Source organism: Actinokineospora baliensis, from assembly GCF_016907695.1.
GTDB classification, from domain to species: Bacteria; Actinomycetota; Actinomycetes; order Mycobacteriales; family Pseudonocardiaceae; genus Actinokineospora; species Actinokineospora baliensis.
The window spans coordinates 449,814-465,817 of the sequence record NZ_JAFBCK010000001.1 but is presented as its reverse complement, the minus strand read 5'-3'; the positions used below and the strand labels follow the sequence as shown (position 1 = coordinate 465,817).

The window sequence follows — 16,004 nt, the reverse complement described above, 5'->3', positions numbered from 1 at the left end:
GCGGCGGGTCAGGCGGGGACGAGGTCCTCGTGCTTGGCGGGCCGGTCGTCGTTCGGGCCGTCGCCGGTGGTGTCGTCGAGTAGCGGCGGGGCGCTGGGGGCGGCCAGCACGTCGTCGTCGATCAGGTCCTCGCCCCTTGCCACCAGGACCGGCACGGTGATCTGCCCGGCGACGTTGGTGGCGGTGCGGATCATGTCCAGGATCGGGTCGACCCCGTAGACGATCGCCACGCCGGTGGCCACGACCTCCGCGGGCAGCCCGATCGTGCTCAGCGTCAGGGTCAGCATGGTGAACCAGCCGGTGGTGCCCGCCGTCGCGAACGCGCCGAACACCGCGACCAACACGATCCCCGCGTACTGCCAGGCACTGAGCTGGACGCCGAACAGGTTCGCGATGAAGATCGTCGCGATCGCCGGGTACAGCGCGGCGCAGCCGTCCATCTTGGTCGTGGTGCCCAGCGGGACCGCGAACCCGGCGTACCCGGGCCGCACGCCCAGGTTCACCGCGGTCTGCCTGCTCAGCGGCAGCGTGGCGCCGGAGGAGCGGGAGACGAACGCGAACTGCAGCGCGGTCCACGACTTGGCGAAGAACACGCGCGGGCTGACCTTGCCGACGAAGCGCAGCAGGACCGGGTAGACCACGAACAGCACCAGCAGCGCGGCGACGTACACGGCGGCGATCAGCGACAGCAGCGGCTTGAAGAACTGGTTGCCGTAGGTCGCGACCGCGGTGCCGATCAGGCCGAGCACCCCCAGCGGCGCCAACCGGATGATCCAGCCGAGCACCTTCTGGATGATGTCGAACGCGGCCTGGTTGAACGCGATGAACGGCTTGGCCCGCTCACCGAGCGCGTAGGTCGCCACCCCGACGAGCGCGGCGACGAACACGACCTGCAGAACTTCGCCGCTGGCGAAGGCGGAGAACAGGTTCTCCGGCACCAAGCCGTTGATGACCGTGAGCCAGTCGCCCTGCGCCCGGTCGGCCAACCGCTGCACGGTCGCCTCGCTCGGCGTGACGTCGATCCCCTTGCCGACACCGGAAACCAGGCCGACGACGATGCCGATCAGCACGGCGATGAGCGAGGTGATCCCGAACCACAGCAGGGTCTTGCCGCCGAGCCGGGCCGCGGTGCGCCCGCCGCCGAGGCCGCGCAGGCTGTTGACGCCGACCACGATCGCGGTGAACACCAGCGGGATCACGGTGAACTGCAGCAGGTTGGTGAAGATCGAGCCGGTGGTCTTGAGGGTGGTGGTCAACCAGGCGGCGCCGGTCTGCTTGGCCACGAAGCCGAGCAGCGCGCCGATGACGAGACCCGCGAGCACGGCGAGTCCGAAGTAGAGGGTGCGCCGGGTGGTCGGTTGGGCGGCTGTGGACATGCGGAACTCCAGTGGGGATGGGGAGGGAGGTGTTGGGTCGACTCCTAACCTCGACACAGCGCGCTGGCCTGCCGTCGGAGATCGATGTGCAGGCGCTCGGTCAGCGCTGGCGAGTACCTCATCACTGGCGATCCAACCAGCCGGTTGGTGGAAAACTTCCCGTCTCACCCGGAGAGCGGAATCACTCTCACCTGGTGGAACGCCACAGCTGGGTCACGCTGACGCCCACCGCGGCCAACAGCCGCCTGGTCAACGGCAGGCTGATCCCGATGACGCTCGACGGGTCCCCGTCGATGCCCTCGACGAACCAGCCGCCCAAACCGTCCAGGGTGAACGCGCCCGCCACCTCCAGCGGCTCCCCGCTGGCGATGTAGGCGTCGATCTCGGCCTCGCTGGGCGACCCGAAGCGAACCGTCGTGGTCTGAACGCCGACGGCGGTGTCGACGACCTGACCGTCCACCACGCGCAGCACGGCGTGCCCGGTGAGCAGTTCGCCCGTGCCGCCGACCAACTTCGCCCACCGCGCCCGCGCCACGTCCGCGCTCTTGGGCTTGCCGACCAACTCCCCGTCGAAGTGCAGCATCGAATCGCACCCCACAACTACGGCGTTGTCCCGCACCGCGACGACCGTCCGCGCCTTGGCCTCCGCCAACGCGGCAACCACCCGCTCCGGCGTGGGGTCCACCACCGCGTCGGCTACGGCGTCCTCGTCAACACCCGAGACCCGCACGACGGGGTCGATGCCCGCCGTCCGGAGAACGCCGAGCCGGGCAGGGGACTGGGACGCAAGGATGAACTCCACGACCGGGAGGTTATCCCGGTCGTGGAGCCGGTTCTTGAGGGGTCAGATCGAGCCGGCCAGGGGGATGCGGACGGAGGTCTTGGCCAGGTCGATGGTCAGCTTCGGGTTGGTGCCCGCCGAGCTGATGTACGAGCTGTCCGTGCTGCCGATGACCAGCGCCAGCCGGTGCCCGGCGGGGATGACCTGGTCGGTGGAGGCCAGGTTGAAGGTGATCGTGTACGGGGTCCCCGCCGTCAAGGTGCGGCGCGAGTCCAGGCCCGCGTAGTGGCCCAGGTCGGCCCAGCCGCGGGCGATGATGTTCTGGCTGACGGTCGTGGTGTTGGCCGCGGTGTCGAGGAAGCAGGCGCTGTCACCGGTGGCGCTCTCGCCCCAGCAGGAGCGGGTGGTCAGGGTGCGGATGCCCTCGCCGCTGCCGCGGTAGTTGCGGATCGTGGCCGAGCCGTAGTCGACCAGGACCGCCGTCAGCCGCGCCGCGCTCTGCGAGGGGGTCGCGGTGACGGTGATCTGCGTGGTGCCGGAGATCCGCACGTCCGCGCGCAGCGCCTCGGTGCGGTAGAGCACCCTGGCCGAGGAGGTCGTGGTCGGGTTGTTGATCCAGTCGTACGAGCTGGTGCGGTTGTCGGTCAGGCTCGCGGCACTGCCCGCGGGCGGCGCGGTCGTGCTGAGCGTGCCAACACCCGCTGTCGTACCGGGGCGCAGCCGCAACGTCGTCGGCGCGGTGGCCAGCGGCCAGGACGCGTCGTCCTTCCAGACGTCCGGGCTCTGCTCCACAGTGGACTTCGGCTCGTTCTGGACGCCGTTGTCGATGCCGAGCAGGTAGTGGTCGAACCAGCGGTGCAGCGTGTCGACCCACACCGAGCGCCGGAAGTCGAACGGGTCGACGTGGCCGGTCTGCGAGAGCCAGATCTTGCGCTCCACGGAGGCGGGCAGCGCGTTCCACCACTGGCCGAAGTTGATCGTCTTCACGTTGAGGTCGTTGAGCCCGTGGACCACGAACACGCTCGCCTTGACCTTCGAGGCGCCGAGCACGTAGTCCCGCTCGCGGTACATCGACGTGTAGTCGCCGCTGGCCGGTGAGCCGTTGGTCAGCGTGGTCTTCACCGAGCCGCAGCCGGACGCGCCGCCCGGGTTCTCCACGACCTGGGCCAGACCGGCGGGGCTGCCGCTGGTGAAGGTGGCCCCGGAGGCGCGGTAGTAGTCGTACCAGGAGCTGATCGCGCCGATCGGCACGATCGTCTTGAGGCCGTCGACACCGGTGGCGGCCACCCCGTTGGCGATGGTGCCGTCCCACGACTTGCCGATCATCCCGACGGCGCCGGTCGACCAGCCCGCGGTGGCGGTGGTGCTGCCGGTCGCCGACGTGTAGCCGGTCGCGCGGCCGTTGAGCCAGTCGATGACCGCCTTCGCGGAGGTGATCTCGGAGCGTCCACCGATGTCGACGCAGCCGTTGGAGCGGGCGGTGCCGGAAAGGTCCACGAGCGCGACGGCGTAACCGCGCGGCACGAAGTAGTTGTCGTAGTGCAGCGGGAACTGAACAGGCTTGCCCGCGCTGTCGTAGACCTTCTTCTGGCTCTCGTTGCCGCGCCCGAGGGTGGCGTAGTAGGGGCTCGCGTCCATGATTACCGGAACGCGGCCGGTGGCCTCACGCGGGCGAATGATGTCGGTGGCGACCCGAACTCTTGAACCGTTCGGTGCGGTAAGACCCGTGTCGACCCATACGGTCTCGCGCACGGCGTTCGCGTAAGAGTAGATGGGGTCGCTGCGCAGCGCGGTGGGCGCCGCAGATGCCGGGACGGTAACCGCACCAAGGCTCGCGACAACAGCAACGGCCGTGATGAACAGGGATCGCCGTATAGCCATGTGTGCAGACGCTACGGTCCGGCCGGTTCGCTCGACAGTCCTGAAATTTTCGCGTTACCAGTTGGCTGCGGCCGAATGCCCGCCGCCGCCACCATCCCCAGAATAAGGACGACAACCGGCAACACCAGCGTCGCTTTCGCCGCATTCGTGAAGCCGAGGTGGAACGCGTCTGTGGCCAGTTCGCGCACCTTCTCCGCCACCGTCGGCGACCAGTCGGCAGGCACCGCGGGCCCTTCGCCACCGAACTGGCTCGCGGTCTGCGCGGCCGAGGTGATCCGCTCGACGAACTCGTCGGCGTAGCGCGGCGGCAGGAACTTGGCGTACTGCCTGGCCGCCTCCGGCACCGCGAACCCCAGCCCGACCTGCAGCAACAGCCCGGTCGTCGCGCTGCCGAGCACGCCACCGACCTGCCGCGAGGTGTTGAACACGCCCGAGGCGGCGCCCACCAGCTCGGTCGGCATCCCGTAGGTCGCCGAGGCGGTCAGCGGCGAGAACACCAGCCCGATACCGGTGCCCGCCAGCACCAGCCCCGGCACGAGCAGCAGCGGGTCCGTGTCGGGTTCGGCCAGCAGCGCGAGGACGATCGTCCCGGCCGCCAATCCGCCAAGCCCAGTCATGATCATCGTCCGGCCCGCCACCCGCGCCCGCCCGGCCACCCAGGCCGCGCCACCGGCGGCCACCGCCATCGGGGCGCAGAGGAGGCTGGACGCGACCGGGTCCAGGCCGAGCACCGACTGCACGTAGATCACCAGCGGCAGGAACATGCCGGTCGTGGCGAAACCCAGCGCCGCGTGGGTCAGGTTGGCGTAACTGAAGATCGGGTTGGCGAACAGGCCTCTTGGGAGAAGAGGATCGCGCGCACGCCGTTGATAGATCGTGAAACCGCCGAGGAGCAGCAAACCGAACCCGATGACCGGCAGGACGCCTATAGGTCCAACGATCTGACCCCAGTGGTAGTGCTGGCCATTCTGCAGGCCGAAGACGAGGAGCCCGAGCCCGGCGGAGGCCAACACGGCCCCGGTCACGTCGAACCGCACCCGACCCGCTGGCCGCCAGTCCGGCAGCAGCACCAGGCCGAGCACCAGGCCGACCGCGCCGATCGGCAGGTTCAGCAGGAAGATCCACTGCCAGCCCACGTGCTGCACCAGCAACCCGCCCACCACCGGCCCGGTGATCGTCGCGACCCCCGCGACGGCCCCCCACACCGCGATCGGCGCCCCCCGCCGCTCCGGCGGGAACAACCCCGTGATGAACGACAACGTCTGCGGCGTCATCGCGGCCGCACCCAGCCCCTGCACCGCGCGCGCCGCGATCAACGACCCGGCCGAGGTGGACAGTCCACACCAGAGCGAGGCGCCGAGGAACAGGACCAAACCGACCACCAGCACCCGCTTCGGCCCGAACCGGTCGCCGAGCCTGCCGGTCAGCAGCAGCGGAACGGTGTTGGCGAGCAGGTAGACGCTGTTGACCCAGATCACCTGGTTCAACGTGGCGTCGAGGCCCTCCAGCATCGCCGGGATGGCCACGGTGACGATGGTGGAGTCGAGCATGACCATGAAGAAGCACGCGCACAGCGCCGCCAGCGCCACCCACGGGCCGCGCACCCCACCACTCATCACCACTCCAGCCGGACCCCACCGCCGGGTCACGGGGCAAAGCCTAAAGCCCGCTTTCCCGCACCAACCCCGCCAGGTCCCCACCCCCACCAAGCTCGGCCCTCTTAGCCACACCGCGCAACAATGCCACCGTCCGCCCCGACCCCACCTCGCCGACCCGCGCAGCCACGTCAGGCACTAGACGCTCGGCCTCTTTGACGTCCCCCGCGCGGACCAGACAGTCCAACAGGTACACCGACCTGCTGAACGCCCCCCGCACCCTCTCCGGCGGCGTACTCGCCAACGCCTCCGCGAACACCCCAGCGGCATGGTCGAAGTCGCCCCTCTCGATCCCGAGCATCCCCTCGAACCACGCGAACTGCCGCTCATCCACCCAATACGCCCACCCAGGCCCATCGTCCTCAAGCGTCGCCCGCGCTTCGCTGAGCCTCCGCGCCGCCTCGCTGTGCTGCCCGCGCTTGGCCAGCGCATGAGCCTGCCGACCGAGGAACAGCCCCCGTACCCGCCCGGACAAGGTGCCATCAAGCACGGCGTCGCAGATCTGCAGGGCCTCACCAGTGCGCCCTAGGTACTCGGCCTGCATAGAGAGGTTCTGCAACGTGAGCAGCTCAAGCTCCCTGTCGCCCGCCAGCCGCAGGTAGTGCAGAGCCTCCAAACTCAACCGCCGACTAGCGTCCTGCTGATCCGCGTCATAGAGCAGCCACCCAGCAACCTCAGCCAACTCACCCACGGCCCGCATAAGGTCCCGCCACAACGGCTGCGGGCACGAGTCGACCCCTATGCGCCGCACCGCGCTTCGCAGTAGGCGCACGGCCTGGCCGCTAGCTTCATTGCCCCCGAACTGGGCGTCGAGCAGGAGCAGTTGCCGGACATGCTGGCGCAACCAGTCCACGTAGGCCTCAGTGATCGGCCCCTCGCCGCCGGGTGCCTCTATGCGGGGCGCTGTGTCCTTAAGCAGTGAATCCAGACCGCGTGGCGTGACGCCGAGTGCCCGCGCCAGCTTCGGCCGGATCCACGGTTGCGGGCTGCTCTCCGCCGTCTCCCACCGGGTCACCGTTGTGCGATCCACCCCGAGGCGCCTCGCCAGTTCCTCCTGGCTCAACCCTGCGGCCTTCCTGGTGTCCGCCAGTTCCTTGCGCTTGCTCGACACAACCCCTCCCGGTCACTGTCCGCTCTCCGACGGTAACCGATCTACGGCTGGAAAGGTGCTGGCCAGCGCGCCAATGCCACAGAACCGCGTCAGGAACGCCGTGGTGCGGGGCGGTCAGGAGCCGCTTGGGTCGAGGTGGGCGCGCGACTGGCCGCCCACCGAGAACGGAAGGCGCACGATGCAGACGGTGAACATCTGGGTGAAGGTCGACTCCGAGGTCAGCCACGTGATCCACGGACACGATGACGTGTACCTGCGGTTCGGTGATCAACTCGACCTCGTGCTGACCCAGCGCGGCCTGGGCCAGTTGATCGAGGCCGCCAGCGCTGCGGCCACCGAACTGGCTGTTTAGGGCACTGCCTGTGCCCCGGCACGGATGCCGGGGCACAGGGGGTCAGCGAGGGAAGCCAGACGTCCGCCAGGCTCCCGGGCCCGGGTTCAGCGGACGCCGGACCAAGGCCGAGGGGGAGGCCCAGGCGCTCGGGGCCGGGGTGGGTGCCTCGGCGGGCGCCCCGGATGCGGCGGCCAGCACCACCGTCAGGGCTGCCAGTTCTGCCGGGTCCGGGTTGCCTCGGACCACGCGCAGTAGAGGGCGGTTCTCCTCCGTGGTCACGCGCTCCTCCAAGTTCACAGGGGGATGTTGCCGTGCTTCTTCGGGGGTAGGGATTCGCGCTTGTCGGCCAGCATGCGCAGTGCCCGGGCGACGTAGCCGCGGGTGTGCGAGGGCGGGATCACGGAGTCGACGTAGCCGCGTTCGGCGGCTACGTAGGGGTTGAGGAGGGTGTCCTCGTACTCGCGGTCCAGCTTGGCGCGCAGTGCGTCGACGTCCTCGCCCGCGTCCAGGGCGGCCTTCAACGTCTTGCGGTGGAGGATGTTGGACGCGCCTGAGGCGCCCATGACGGCGATCTGGGCTGTGGGCCAGGCCAGGTTGATGTCGGCACCCAGGTGCTTGGAGCCCATGACGTCGTAGGCGCCGCCGTATGCCTTGCGGGTGATGACCGTGACCAGGGGGACGGTGGCCTCGGCGTAGGCGTAGATGAGCTTGGCGCCGCGGCGGATGATGCCGTCGAACTCCTGGTCGGTGCCGGGGAGGAAGCCGGGGACGTCGACGAAGGTCAGGACCGGGATGTTGAACGCGTCGCAGGTCCGCACGAAGCGGGCGGCCTTCTCGGAGGCGTCGATGTCCAGGCAGCCCGCGAACTGGGTGGGCTGGTTGGCGACCACGCCGACGCTGCGGCCCTCGACCCGGCCGAAGCCGACGACGATGTTGGGGGCGAACAGCGGGTGCACCTCGAGGAACTCGCCGTCGTCCACGACGCGGGTGATGACCTCGTGGATGTCGTAGGGCTGGTTCGCCGAGTCCGGGATGAGGGTGTCGAGCTCGCGGTCGCCGTCGGTGAGGTCCTCGACCACGGACCCGTCACCCACGAAGCCGGGGAAGACCGGGGGCTCGGACAGGTTGTTCGACGGCAGGAACGACAGCAGTTCCTTGACGTAGGCGATCGCGTCGTCCTCGTCGGCACCCATGTAGTGGGCGACGCCGGACTTCGTGTTGTGGGTGCGCGCGCCGCCGAGCTCCTCCAGCGTCACCTCCTCGCCGGTGACCGTCTTGACCACGTCGGGGCCGGTGATGAACATCTGCGAGGTCTGGTCGACCATCACGATGAAGTCGGTCAGCGCGGGCGAGTACACGTGCCCGCCCGCGTTGGCGCCCATGATCAGCGAGATCTGCGGGATGACCCCGGAGGCCAGCGTGTTGCGGCGGAAGATCTCGCCGTAGAGGCCGAGGGAGACCACGCCCTCCTGGATGCGCGCGCCGCCGCCCTCGTTGATGCCGACGATCGGGCTGCCGGTCTTGATCGCCAGGTCCATCACCTTGACGATCTTCTCCCCGTACACCTGGCCGAGCGACCCGCCGAAGACGGTCACGTCCTGGCTGAACACGCACACCGGGCGGCCGTCGACCGTGCCGTAGCCGGTGACGACGCCGTCGCCGTAGGGGCGGTTCTTCTCCAGGCCGAAGTTGGTCGACCGGTGCCTGGCGAGCTCGTCGAGCTCGACGAAGCTGCCGGGGTCGAGCAGCATGTCGATCCGCTCGCGGGCGGTCTTCTTGCCCTTGGCGTGCTGCTTCTCGACCGCGCGCGCCGAGCCCGCGTGCACGGCCTCGTCGTAGCGCCGGTAGAGGTCGGCCAGCTTGCCCGCCGTGGTGTGGATGTCCGGCTCGCCTTCGCTGGGCACGCCCGTCGGCTCCGTCGCGCTGCTCATGGACCGGCAGCCTAGCGACCGACGGGTGCCCGCAGGGGCGAGGCGTAGGGCACACCACAAGCTCTTGACCTCTAGTGCGGTTGAGATCGCAGTGTTGACCTGGCCGCCCCCGCCCGGTTGTTCCGCTCCGACCAGCCGGGTCAGGGGGTCGGCTCTACCCTTGGGCGCATGGCAGCACTCGACGTTGAGGCACTGCGCGCGGCCTTGGGCTCTTACGCGGCGGTGGACGTAGTCGACTCAACCGGCTCCACCAACGCTGACCTGGTGGCCGTCGCTGACAGCGCTGCTGACCGGACTGTTCTTCTCGCTGAGCAGCAGACCGCAGGGCGCGGGAGGCGTGCTCGCGACTGGGTGTCTCCGCCTGCCTCCGGTATCTACCTCAGCGTCTTGCTCCGGCCCGCCGGTGTTCCAGTTGCCCGGTACGGATCTCTCGCCCTGGTCGCTGGGGTCGCCCTTATCCGGACCGCTCGCCATCTAGGGGTCATCGCTTCACTCAAGTGGCCTAACGACCTCCTCGCGGGCGCGGAGCCGGCCAAGTGCGCGGGCGTCCTAGCGGAGGTAAGCGGTCAGGCAGTGGTCCTCGGTATCGGGCTCAACGTCGCGCCTCTTCCCGCTGACGTTCCAGTAGGCCCTGGTGGGCTCGCTGCCACCTCACTCACCCAAGAGGGCAGTACAGCGGATCGCACTGAGGTGGCGATCGCTCTTCTTAGGGCGTTCGACGAGGCCGAGCGGTCGTGGCGCGGAGCCCAGGGCGACCTGGTGACATCCGGGCTGCTTGCCGAGTACCGCGCTAGCTGCGCGACCTTGGGCCAACGGGTGCGGGTCGAGCTGCCGGACGGGACCAGCCTGCAGGCACTGGCCACCGACATCGACGGGGACGGGCGTTTGGTCGTGGACGTCGGCGGCACCGCCCGCACGTTGTCCGCGGGAGACGTCGTGCACGTGCGTCCGGGGGCCTGATTCCCGAGTTCACCACTCCGTGACGCCCGGGAGGTCCCTCGCCGAGTACGGTAGCGCCGTCACCAGTGAAGATCGGGAGGACATCGTGGCATACCCCGATGACGTGCTCAGCGAAGGCGAGCAGGTCGTGCTCCACCGGCACCCGCACTGGAAGATGCTGCTGCTGCCGTACCTGCTGCTCCTGGTCACCCTCGCGGGCGGCATCTGGCTGGCGATCCTGGCCCAGGACCTGTCCTGGGCGACCATCGCCTGGATCATCATCGGCGCGGTCGCCCTGATGGTCGTCGTCTGGGGCTTCCTGGCCCCGTTCGTGCGCTGGCGGACCACGCACTTCATCGTCACCACCGACCGGGTGATGTTCCGGATGGGCGTCATCAAGCGCACCGGTATCGACATCCCGCTGGCGCGGATCAGCAGCGTGCGGTTCGAGCACGGCCTGGTGGACCGGATCGTCGGCTGCGGCACCCTGATCATCGAGTCCAGCTCGCAGGAACCGCTGGAGTTCGACGACATCCCGAACGTGGAGAAGGTGCACACGCTGCTCTACCGCGAGGTCAACGACAACCCGTACGACGACTTCGGTCGTGCCCCGCGCGAAGGGGACCACCCCGAGCCGGGACGGCGCTGACGTGGGGGCACGCGAGGTGGGCCTGCCCGCAGTGGTCGGTGCCGGTGGCCTGCCGGAGCGGGTGACGATCTGGGAGGTCGGCGCGCGCGACGGGCTGCAGAACGAGAGCACTGTCGTCCCGGTCGACGTGAAGCTGGAGTTCTTGGCGCGGTTGGCCGAAGCGGGCCTGGGTGTGCTGGAGGCGACCAGCTTCGTGCACCCCAAGTGGGTCCCGCAGCTGGCTGACGCCGAGGACCTCCTCGCCGGTCTTACCCAAGCCGAAGGCGTTAGTTACCCCGTCCTGGTGCCCAACGAGCGCGGTTTGGATCGCGCGCTCGCCGCGGGTGTCCGGCATATCGCGATCTTCGGCAGCGCCACGGAGACCTTCGCCAAACGCAACCTCAACCGCACCCTCGACGAGCAGTTCGCCATGTTCGAGCCGGTGGTCACCCGCGCCCGTGCTGAGGGCCTTGATGTGCGGGCGTACGTCTCTATGTGCTTCGGCGACCCTTGGGAAGGGCCGGTAGCCCCCGACCAGGTTGCTGCCGTAGGCAAACGGTTGATGGACATGGGCTGCGGGCAGCTCTCCCTTGGCGACACCATTGGCGTCGCGACCCCTGGCCAGGTAGAGGCAGTCATCGCCGCGGCTTCCGGTGCGGGCGTGCCTATAGGCGATATCGCGGTCCACTTCCACGACACCTACGGCCAAGCCCTGTCCAACACGCTCGCTGCGCTGCGCCTCGGTGTCACCACGGTCGACTCTTCCGCTGGGGGCCTCGGTGGCTGCCCTTACGCCGAGTCGGCTACCGGCAACCTCGCCACCGAGGACCTCGTGTGGATGCTCGACGGTCTCGGCATCAAGACCGGCGTCGACTTGGACAAGCTCGCTGACACCAGCGTGTGGATGGCTGCCCAGCTAGGCCGCCCAGCGCCATCCCGGGTGGTTCAAGCTCTACGCGGTTGACTTAACGCCTAACGCCGATCGGTAGCGGCGTAGGACAACCGGGCACAGTTGGGTCAACTCGACCCCAGCGCGCTGAGTGACCGTTACGGTGCGACCCGTGGTGACGACTGCCCCGGGTGGGGTTGGCGTGATCATCGGGTCGAGTGGGAACCTGGCCCGGGGGTGTCGCGTCCAACGCGAGCCCGGTGACTGCCGATGACGCGGAGGAGGTCGTGGTGACCGACCACCGAGCCCAGGTCGAGGATCTCCTCGCCGATTACCGGCGCGGGCGGGACCAGCTCGCTGAGGTGCACCGGGCGCTGGCGGCGATCAGGGAGACCGCGACCAGCGACTGCGGCGTCGTCACCGCGACCGTGTCCGCGCAAGGCGCTCTCACCGCGTTGGACCTGCGGGACGACGCCTACCGCGTGTACCGGCCCGCCGATCTGGCCGCCGTGATCGTGCGCACCATCGCCGCCGCGGACGCCCTTGCCGCGAGCGCGGCCGGGCACGCGGTCGCGCCGGTGCTGCCCGCGGGAACGGACCCGGAGGCCCTGTTGCGGGGCACAGCAGACCTGCGCCGCGACGAGATCACGCCGCCGGTCGTCGAAGAGAGCTACGAGAACGTGGCCTGGCTTGAGCCGGACGCGGGGAGGCCGTGATGGACAGGTTCGAGGCAGACAGCGAGCGCCTCGCCCACCGGGCCGGGCAGTTCGACGCACTGGCCGGGCGAGCGGGGTCGATTCACCGCGAGCTGGCCGACCTGGTCAGCTCGACGGGGGCCTGCTGGGGCGGTGATGCCGTCGGCCTGCGGTTCTCCGCGACCCACGCCGGGCCCGCCCTCCAGACCCTCAAGGCCCTCAACGCGCTGTCGGGGAAGCTGGACGACGTCGGCGACCGCTTCCGCGAAACAGCCCACGCCTATAGGCGCACCGAGGACCACAACACCGGCGTGCTCGACGCTTAGGGGGACTTCATGGGGATGCAGTTGCCCGGCGAGCTGGCTGGCGTCGCCGCTGCCACGGGGGTTCGGTGGCCGCAAGGCGATGAGACCAAGATGCGGGCCACGGCCAAGGCTTGGGAGCTCGCCGGGACCCGGATCGCCGCGTTGGCAGGCGATGCCGACAGCGCCGCCCACTCCGCCTTGTCCGCGTTCGACGGTGACGCCGCCGACGCCGCCGAGCGCTACTGGTCGCGCTTCGTGCGGGGCGACAACGGCCACTTCAACGCCACCGCCAAGGGCTGCCGGGAAGCGGCGGAGCGGTTGAACCACGCCGCCAACGAGATCGCCGCCGCCAAGGCGAAGATCGTCGAGAAGCTGGTGGCGCTGGCCAAGAACATGGACGCCGCCAAGGTCGCGGCCGACGCGGGCAACGAGAACGCCCTCCTGAACCTGTCGTGGCTGATCAAGGGCATCGCGACCAACATCGCGCACATCCAGAACTCGCTGCTCACCACCGTGGCGTCGATCGGCTCGAGCGTCACGTTCACCAACGACCTGGTCAACGCGGGCCCCGGTGCCATCGGGAGCGGGATCGTGTCGCTGCTCGGCACGACCGTGCAGGCCGCCAGCACCGTGGTGACCGGCGTGACCGGCGCGGCGGGCCACGGCATCCGCGACATCGTCGTCCCGCTGGTCGACACGGTGACCAAGCCGGTGATCGCCGCGGGCAACCAGATCGCCAACGGCAAGATCACCACCCCGTCCGCCGCGGACCTGGGCCTCAAGCCCGGCGCGACGGCGCCCCCCGTGCTGCCGGTGGTCCCGCCGAAGCTCGACACGGTCATCCAGACCCCACCCGCGCCGCACACGCAGCCGGTGCTGCCGCCGGTCGGGGGTCCTGCGGTGCAGCTGCCGGAGATCCCGACCAACGTGCCACCGCCCATGCCGGTGCCCACCCAGCCGCCGCACGTCGGGTTGCCCGTCGACGCCGTCCAAGCGGCCTCCGCGGCCGTCATCGACGCCCCGAGCCAGACCTCCGCTCCGGTGGGGCAGCCCTCCGGTGGCGCTCCCGGTGCCGGGTCGACGGTCGGTGGCGTGCAGCCCGGTGGCACGACCGCGGCCCCGCCGTCGGGCAACCCACTCGGCGGCAGGCTCACCGGCGTGAACCTGGGTGGCACGCCCATCGTCGGGAACATCCCGAGCACGTCCGCGCCCTCCGCGACCCCGCGCCCAGCCACTCCTGGCGTTCTCGGCGTGCCCGCGCAGACACCCGGTGGCGGCAAGCAGTTGGCCCCGCCCCCGCAGCAGCAGAAGCCCCAGCCGGTCCGCGCCGAGCCTGGCGCCAAAGCCGCTGAGCAGGCGGCCAAGACCGGCGAGGGCACGCGGTCGCAGACCGGCGCCAAGGCCGCCAACACCGCGGCCCGCGTCGGCGACTCGACCAGTCGACCGCTCGCCGACCAGAGCGGCCGGGGAGCCGACGCACCGAAGAACGCGCTCAGGTCCGGCGAGCCCACCAGGGCGCCGGAGGGCTCCAAGCAGCAGATCGCCGCGAAGCTGTCCGACCTCACCGCCAAGACCGACTCCCAGCCCAACCGGATCGCCGAGGCGTTGCAGACCGGCAAGCCCGGGGAGTCCGGCAAGGGCAGTCCGCTCGGTCAAGGCAAGCTCACCGGCGCAGTGCCGCAGCCAGACCAGCCCGTCGCTGCCCCGGACCAACCGGCTAAGAGCGCCGAGAAGCGCGAAGAGGGCGGCGGCTTCGCCGTGGTGCCTATAGTCGTCGGCCCGTTCAAGGGCCGCGCGGACAAGGGCGCGCAGAGCCTCTCGCAGTCGCAGATGTTCCCGGGCGGGCGTATGCCCGCTGCGTCGCTCGCGCCCATGCGGCAGCTCGCGCCGCCCCCGGCGGACGTGGACTTCGCCGCAGGACTGCGCTTCCCGCCCGGTGACCACCCCAAGTCCGAACTGGCTGACAGCGCCACCCCGGTCCAGCACGCCGCGCCAACCCGTGGCCGCACTGCTCCGGACCTGCTGCACAGCTACGACCCGCAGGGCGGGATACACGAGCGCGACTGGGACCGCCGCTTCTTGGTCCGCCCGTTCGACCCCAACTCGCAGCGGCGCACCGAGTACGCCTGGCCCACCAGCGAGCTCTATCCCGAAGGCGGCGCAGCGCCAGGAGAGGCTCTTGTGCTCCCCGAGGGAACGGTGCTCGACCGGTTCGGCACCGCCAATGGCCGGGTCTTCAGCGCTGACGGCACCAGGTTCGCTCGCCGGTCGCTGCCACCCGCCCACGCCAGCGCGGGCTACCGTCGCTACCGCGTAGTGCAGCCGCTGCCCGTATGGCGGGCGGTGTCCGCGCCGTGGTTCGGGCAGCCTGGTGGCGGTGAGCGCTACCGCGCCACCCACTCCGCCGCGGAGTTGGTCGCTCTTGGTCTGTTGGAGGAAACCCCGTGAACACCGAATCGATCGTCGGCCTGCTCGCCTCTATAGGCATGCCAGCCGACGTCGTGTCGATCGGGGAAGAGGCCGACAACACCTGGTGCCTGCTGCACCACCCCGAGCACGGCAGCTGGGAAGTGTTCTGGCGCGAGCAGGGCAACAGGTACGACTGGGCCAGCTTCAACAACGAGCAGGTGGCCTGCCATTACTTGTTCGGCAGGCTCGCCTGGTCGCAGGTGGTTCGCGGCGCTATAGGCGTCCTACCGGTCACGGAGAAGGCCTAGAGCCCCATCGTGCAGGTGGCCGTTAGAGGTCAGAACCGAGCCACCGTCGTACCGGTTCGCGCCGGACAGGTCGGTGAACCGGCCACCTGCCTCTTCGACGAGCACCTGTAGCGGCGCCACGTCCCAGGGGTTCACGATGGCCTCTGCTGCGAGATCGATCGCGCCCTCGGCGACCAGGCAGTGCTGCCAGAAGTCGCCGAACGCCCGCGTCTCCCAGCACGCGTCGACAAGAGCCAAGTAGCGCTCCCGCGAGTGGTACTCCACCCACGACCCCAGGTGCGTGGTGGACAGGTAGGCGTCTTCGAGCGACCGCACACCCGACACCGAGATCCGCTGGGGCTCGCCACCCCCGCAGCTCACCCAGGCACCCTGGCCCCGCGCTGCCCACCACCTGCTGCCCAACGCGGGCGCGCTGACCACACCCACCTGCGGCACCCCGTCGACGACCAACGCGATCAGCGTTGCCCACGCGGGCACCCCGCGCAGGAAGTTCTTCGTGCCGTCGATCGGGTCCAGCACCCAGGTCCGCCCCGCGCCGACGGCGCCGCCCCGCTCCTCGCCCGCCACGGCGTCCCCGGGGTGGGTGTCCGCGAGCAGCGCGCGCACCGCGTCCTCCACCGCGGTGTCGGCGTCGGTCACCGGGGTGCGGTCCGGCTTGCGCTCCACCACCAGGTCAACGGCCTGGAAGCGGGTGCGGGTGATCGCGTCGGCCGTGTCGGCCAACCGGAGGGCAAAAGTCAGGTCGTCGCTTGACACGGGCGC

Annotated in this window: 17 protein-coding genes; 8 read left to right on the top strand and 9 right to left on the bottom strand. The window is 69.9% G+C overall.

Annotation, left to right across the window (positions count from 1 at the left end; all coding sequences use genetic code 11):
• Positions 1-8 precede the first annotated feature (8 nt).
• The 6 genes from JOD54_RS01735 to JOD54_RS01715 all read right to left on the bottom strand — a co-directional run bounded on the left by JOD54_RS01735 (position 9) and on the right by JOD54_RS01715 (position 6,804).
• Complete coding sequence (locus tag JOD54_RS01735) at positions 9-1,376, bottom strand: dicarboxylate/amino acid:cation symporter (RefSeq protein ID WP_204448865.1); 1,368 nt, start codon at positions 1,374-1,376, stop codon at positions 9-11.
• Between the two features lie 44 nt (positions 1,377-1,420).
• Positions 1,421-1,498 carry a putative leader peptide gene (locus tag JOD54_RS35910; protein ID WP_372440385.1) on the bottom strand — a complete coding sequence of 26 codons (78 nt, stop codon included), beginning with the start codon at positions 1,496-1,498 and terminating at the stop codon, positions 1,421-1,423.
• A 65-nt stretch (positions 1,499-1,563) separates the two neighbouring features.
• Positions 1,564-2,178 carry a Maf family protein gene (locus JOD54_RS01730; protein ID WP_204448864.1) on the bottom strand — a complete coding sequence of 205 codons (615 nt, stop codon included), beginning with the start codon at positions 2,176-2,178 and terminating at the stop codon, positions 1,564-1,566.
• A 42-nt stretch (positions 2,179-2,220) separates the two neighbouring features.
• The gene (locus JOD54_RS01725; protein ID WP_204448863.1) at positions 2,221-4,038 is read right to left on the bottom strand and encodes a Xaa-Pro dipeptidyl-peptidase; all 1,818 of its coding nucleotides are present in this window, start codon (positions 4,036-4,038) and stop codon (positions 2,221-2,223) included.
• Between the two features lie 11 nt (positions 4,039-4,049).
• Positions 4,050-5,654, bottom strand: coding sequence for a DHA2 family efflux MFS transporter permease subunit (locus JOD54_RS01720; protein WP_239573250.1), 1,605 nt, complete (start codon positions 5,652-5,654; stop codon positions 4,050-4,052).
• Between the two features lie 43 nt (positions 5,655-5,697).
• Positions 5,698-6,804, bottom strand: coding sequence for an NsdA family TPR-like regulatory protein (locus JOD54_RS01715; protein ID WP_204448862.1), 1,107 nt, complete (start codon positions 6,802-6,804; stop codon positions 5,698-5,700).
• A gap of 187 nt (positions 6,805-6,991) precedes the next feature.
• On the opposite strand from JOD54_RS01715, the gene JOD54_RS01710 reads away from it, so the two are divergent.
• Positions 6,992-7,156 (top strand): hypothetical protein, encoded by a 165-nt coding sequence (locus JOD54_RS01710; protein ID WP_204448861.1) that lies wholly within the window; start codon positions 6,992-6,994, stop codon positions 7,154-7,156.
• A 42-nt stretch (positions 7,157-7,198) separates the two neighbouring features.
• Here JOD54_RS01710 and JOD54_RS01705 read toward each other — a convergent pair whose 3' ends face one another.
• Together JOD54_RS01705 and JOD54_RS01700 are read right to left on the bottom strand one after the other, a co-directional pair.
• Positions 7,199-7,417, bottom strand: a complete 219-nt coding sequence (locus JOD54_RS01705) for an acyl-CoA carboxylase subunit epsilon (RefSeq protein ID WP_204448860.1) — start codon at positions 7,415-7,417, stop codon at positions 7,199-7,201.
• 14 nt (positions 7,418-7,431) lie between these two features.
• Positions 7,432-9,069 carry an acyl-CoA carboxylase subunit beta gene (locus JOD54_RS01700; RefSeq protein WP_204448859.1) on the bottom strand — a complete coding sequence of 546 codons (1,638 nt, stop codon included), beginning with the start codon at positions 9,067-9,069 and terminating at the stop codon, positions 7,432-7,434.
• Between the two features lie 168 nt (positions 9,070-9,237).
• Between JOD54_RS01700 and JOD54_RS01695 the strand changes: the two genes are divergently transcribed.
• The 7 genes from JOD54_RS01695 (at position 9,238) to JOD54_RS01665 (ending at position 15,242) form a co-directional block, all read left to right on the top strand.
• Positions 9,238-10,029, top strand: coding sequence for a biotin--[acetyl-CoA-carboxylase] ligase (locus tag JOD54_RS01695; protein ID WP_204448858.1), 792 nt, complete (start codon positions 9,238-9,240; stop codon positions 10,027-10,029).
• An 85-nt stretch (positions 10,030-10,114) separates the two neighbouring features.
• Positions 10,115-10,657 (top strand): PH domain-containing protein, encoded by a 543-nt coding sequence (locus JOD54_RS01690; protein WP_204448857.1) that lies wholly within the window; start codon positions 10,115-10,117, stop codon positions 10,655-10,657.
• A 1-nt stretch (position 10,658) separates the two neighbouring features.
• Entirely contained in the window at positions 10,659-11,600 is a 942-nt protein-coding gene (locus JOD54_RS01685) for a hydroxymethylglutaryl-CoA lyase (protein ID WP_204448856.1), read from the top strand.
• 215 nt (positions 11,601-11,815) lie between these two features.
• Positions 11,816-12,241: a YbaB/EbfC family nucleoid-associated protein gene (locus JOD54_RS01680; RefSeq protein WP_307859785.1), complete on the top strand. Its 426-nt coding sequence runs from the start codon at positions 11,816-11,818 to the stop codon at positions 12,239-12,241.
• Positions 12,241-12,546, top strand: coding sequence for a WXG100 family type VII secretion target (locus tag JOD54_RS01675; protein WP_204448855.1), 306 nt, complete (start codon positions 12,241-12,243; stop codon positions 12,544-12,546). The genes JOD54_RS01680 and JOD54_RS01675 overlap by 1 nt, the downstream gene beginning before the upstream one ends.
• 9 nt (positions 12,547-12,555) lie before the next feature.
• Positions 12,556-14,973: a glycohydrolase toxin TNT-related protein gene (locus JOD54_RS33890; protein ID WP_239573249.1), complete on the top strand. Its 2,418-nt coding sequence runs from the start codon at positions 12,556-12,558 to the stop codon at positions 14,971-14,973.
• The gene (locus JOD54_RS01665) at positions 14,970-15,242 is read left to right on the top strand and encodes a hypothetical protein (protein ID WP_204448854.1); all 273 of its coding nucleotides are present in this window, start codon (positions 14,970-14,972) and stop codon (positions 15,240-15,242) included. Before JOD54_RS33890 ends, JOD54_RS01665 begins: the two co-directional genes overlap by 4 nt.
• Here JOD54_RS01665 and hisN read toward each other — a convergent pair.
• A complete protein-coding gene (hisN, locus tag JOD54_RS01660) occupies positions 15,219-15,998 on the bottom strand; it encodes a histidinol-phosphatase (RefSeq protein ID WP_204448853.1) in 780 nt (259 codons plus the stop codon). The genes JOD54_RS01665 and hisN overlap by 24 nt on opposite strands.
• Between the last annotated feature and the right edge of the window lie 6 nt (positions 15,999-16,004).

Excerpts from the sequence above, each read along its gene's own strand:
- JOD54_RS33890 (WP_239573249.1), top strand. The coding sequence starts at position 12,556 with ATGGGGATGCAGTTGCCCGGCGAGCTGGCTGGCGTCGCCGCTGCCACG.
- JOD54_RS01695 (WP_204448858.1), top strand. The coding sequence starts at position 9,238 with ATGGCAGCACTCGACGTTGAGGCACTGCGCGCGGCCTTGGGCTCTTAC.
- JOD54_RS01720 (WP_239573250.1), bottom strand. The coding sequence starts at position 5,654 with ATGAGTGGTGGGGTGCGCGGCCCGTGGGTGGCGCTGGCGGCGCTGTGC.
- JOD54_RS01700 (WP_204448859.1), bottom strand. The coding sequence starts at position 9,069 with ATGAGCAGCGCGACGGAGCCGACGGGCGTGCCCAGCGAAGGCGAGCCG.
- JOD54_RS35910 (WP_372440385.1), bottom strand. The coding sequence starts at position 1,498 with ATGAGGTACTCGCCAGCGCTGACCGAGCGCCTGCACATCGATCTCCGA.
- JOD54_RS01725 (WP_204448863.1), bottom strand. The coding sequence starts at position 4,038 with ATGGCTATACGGCGATCCCTGTTCATCACGGCCGTTGCTGTTGTCGCG.
- JOD54_RS01675 (WP_204448855.1), top strand. The coding sequence starts at position 12,241 with ATGGACAGGTTCGAGGCAGACAGCGAGCGCCTCGCCCACCGGGCCGGG.
- JOD54_RS01735 (WP_204448865.1), bottom strand. The coding sequence starts at position 1,376 with ATGTCCACAGCCGCCCAACCGACCACCCGGCGCACCCTCTACTTCGGA.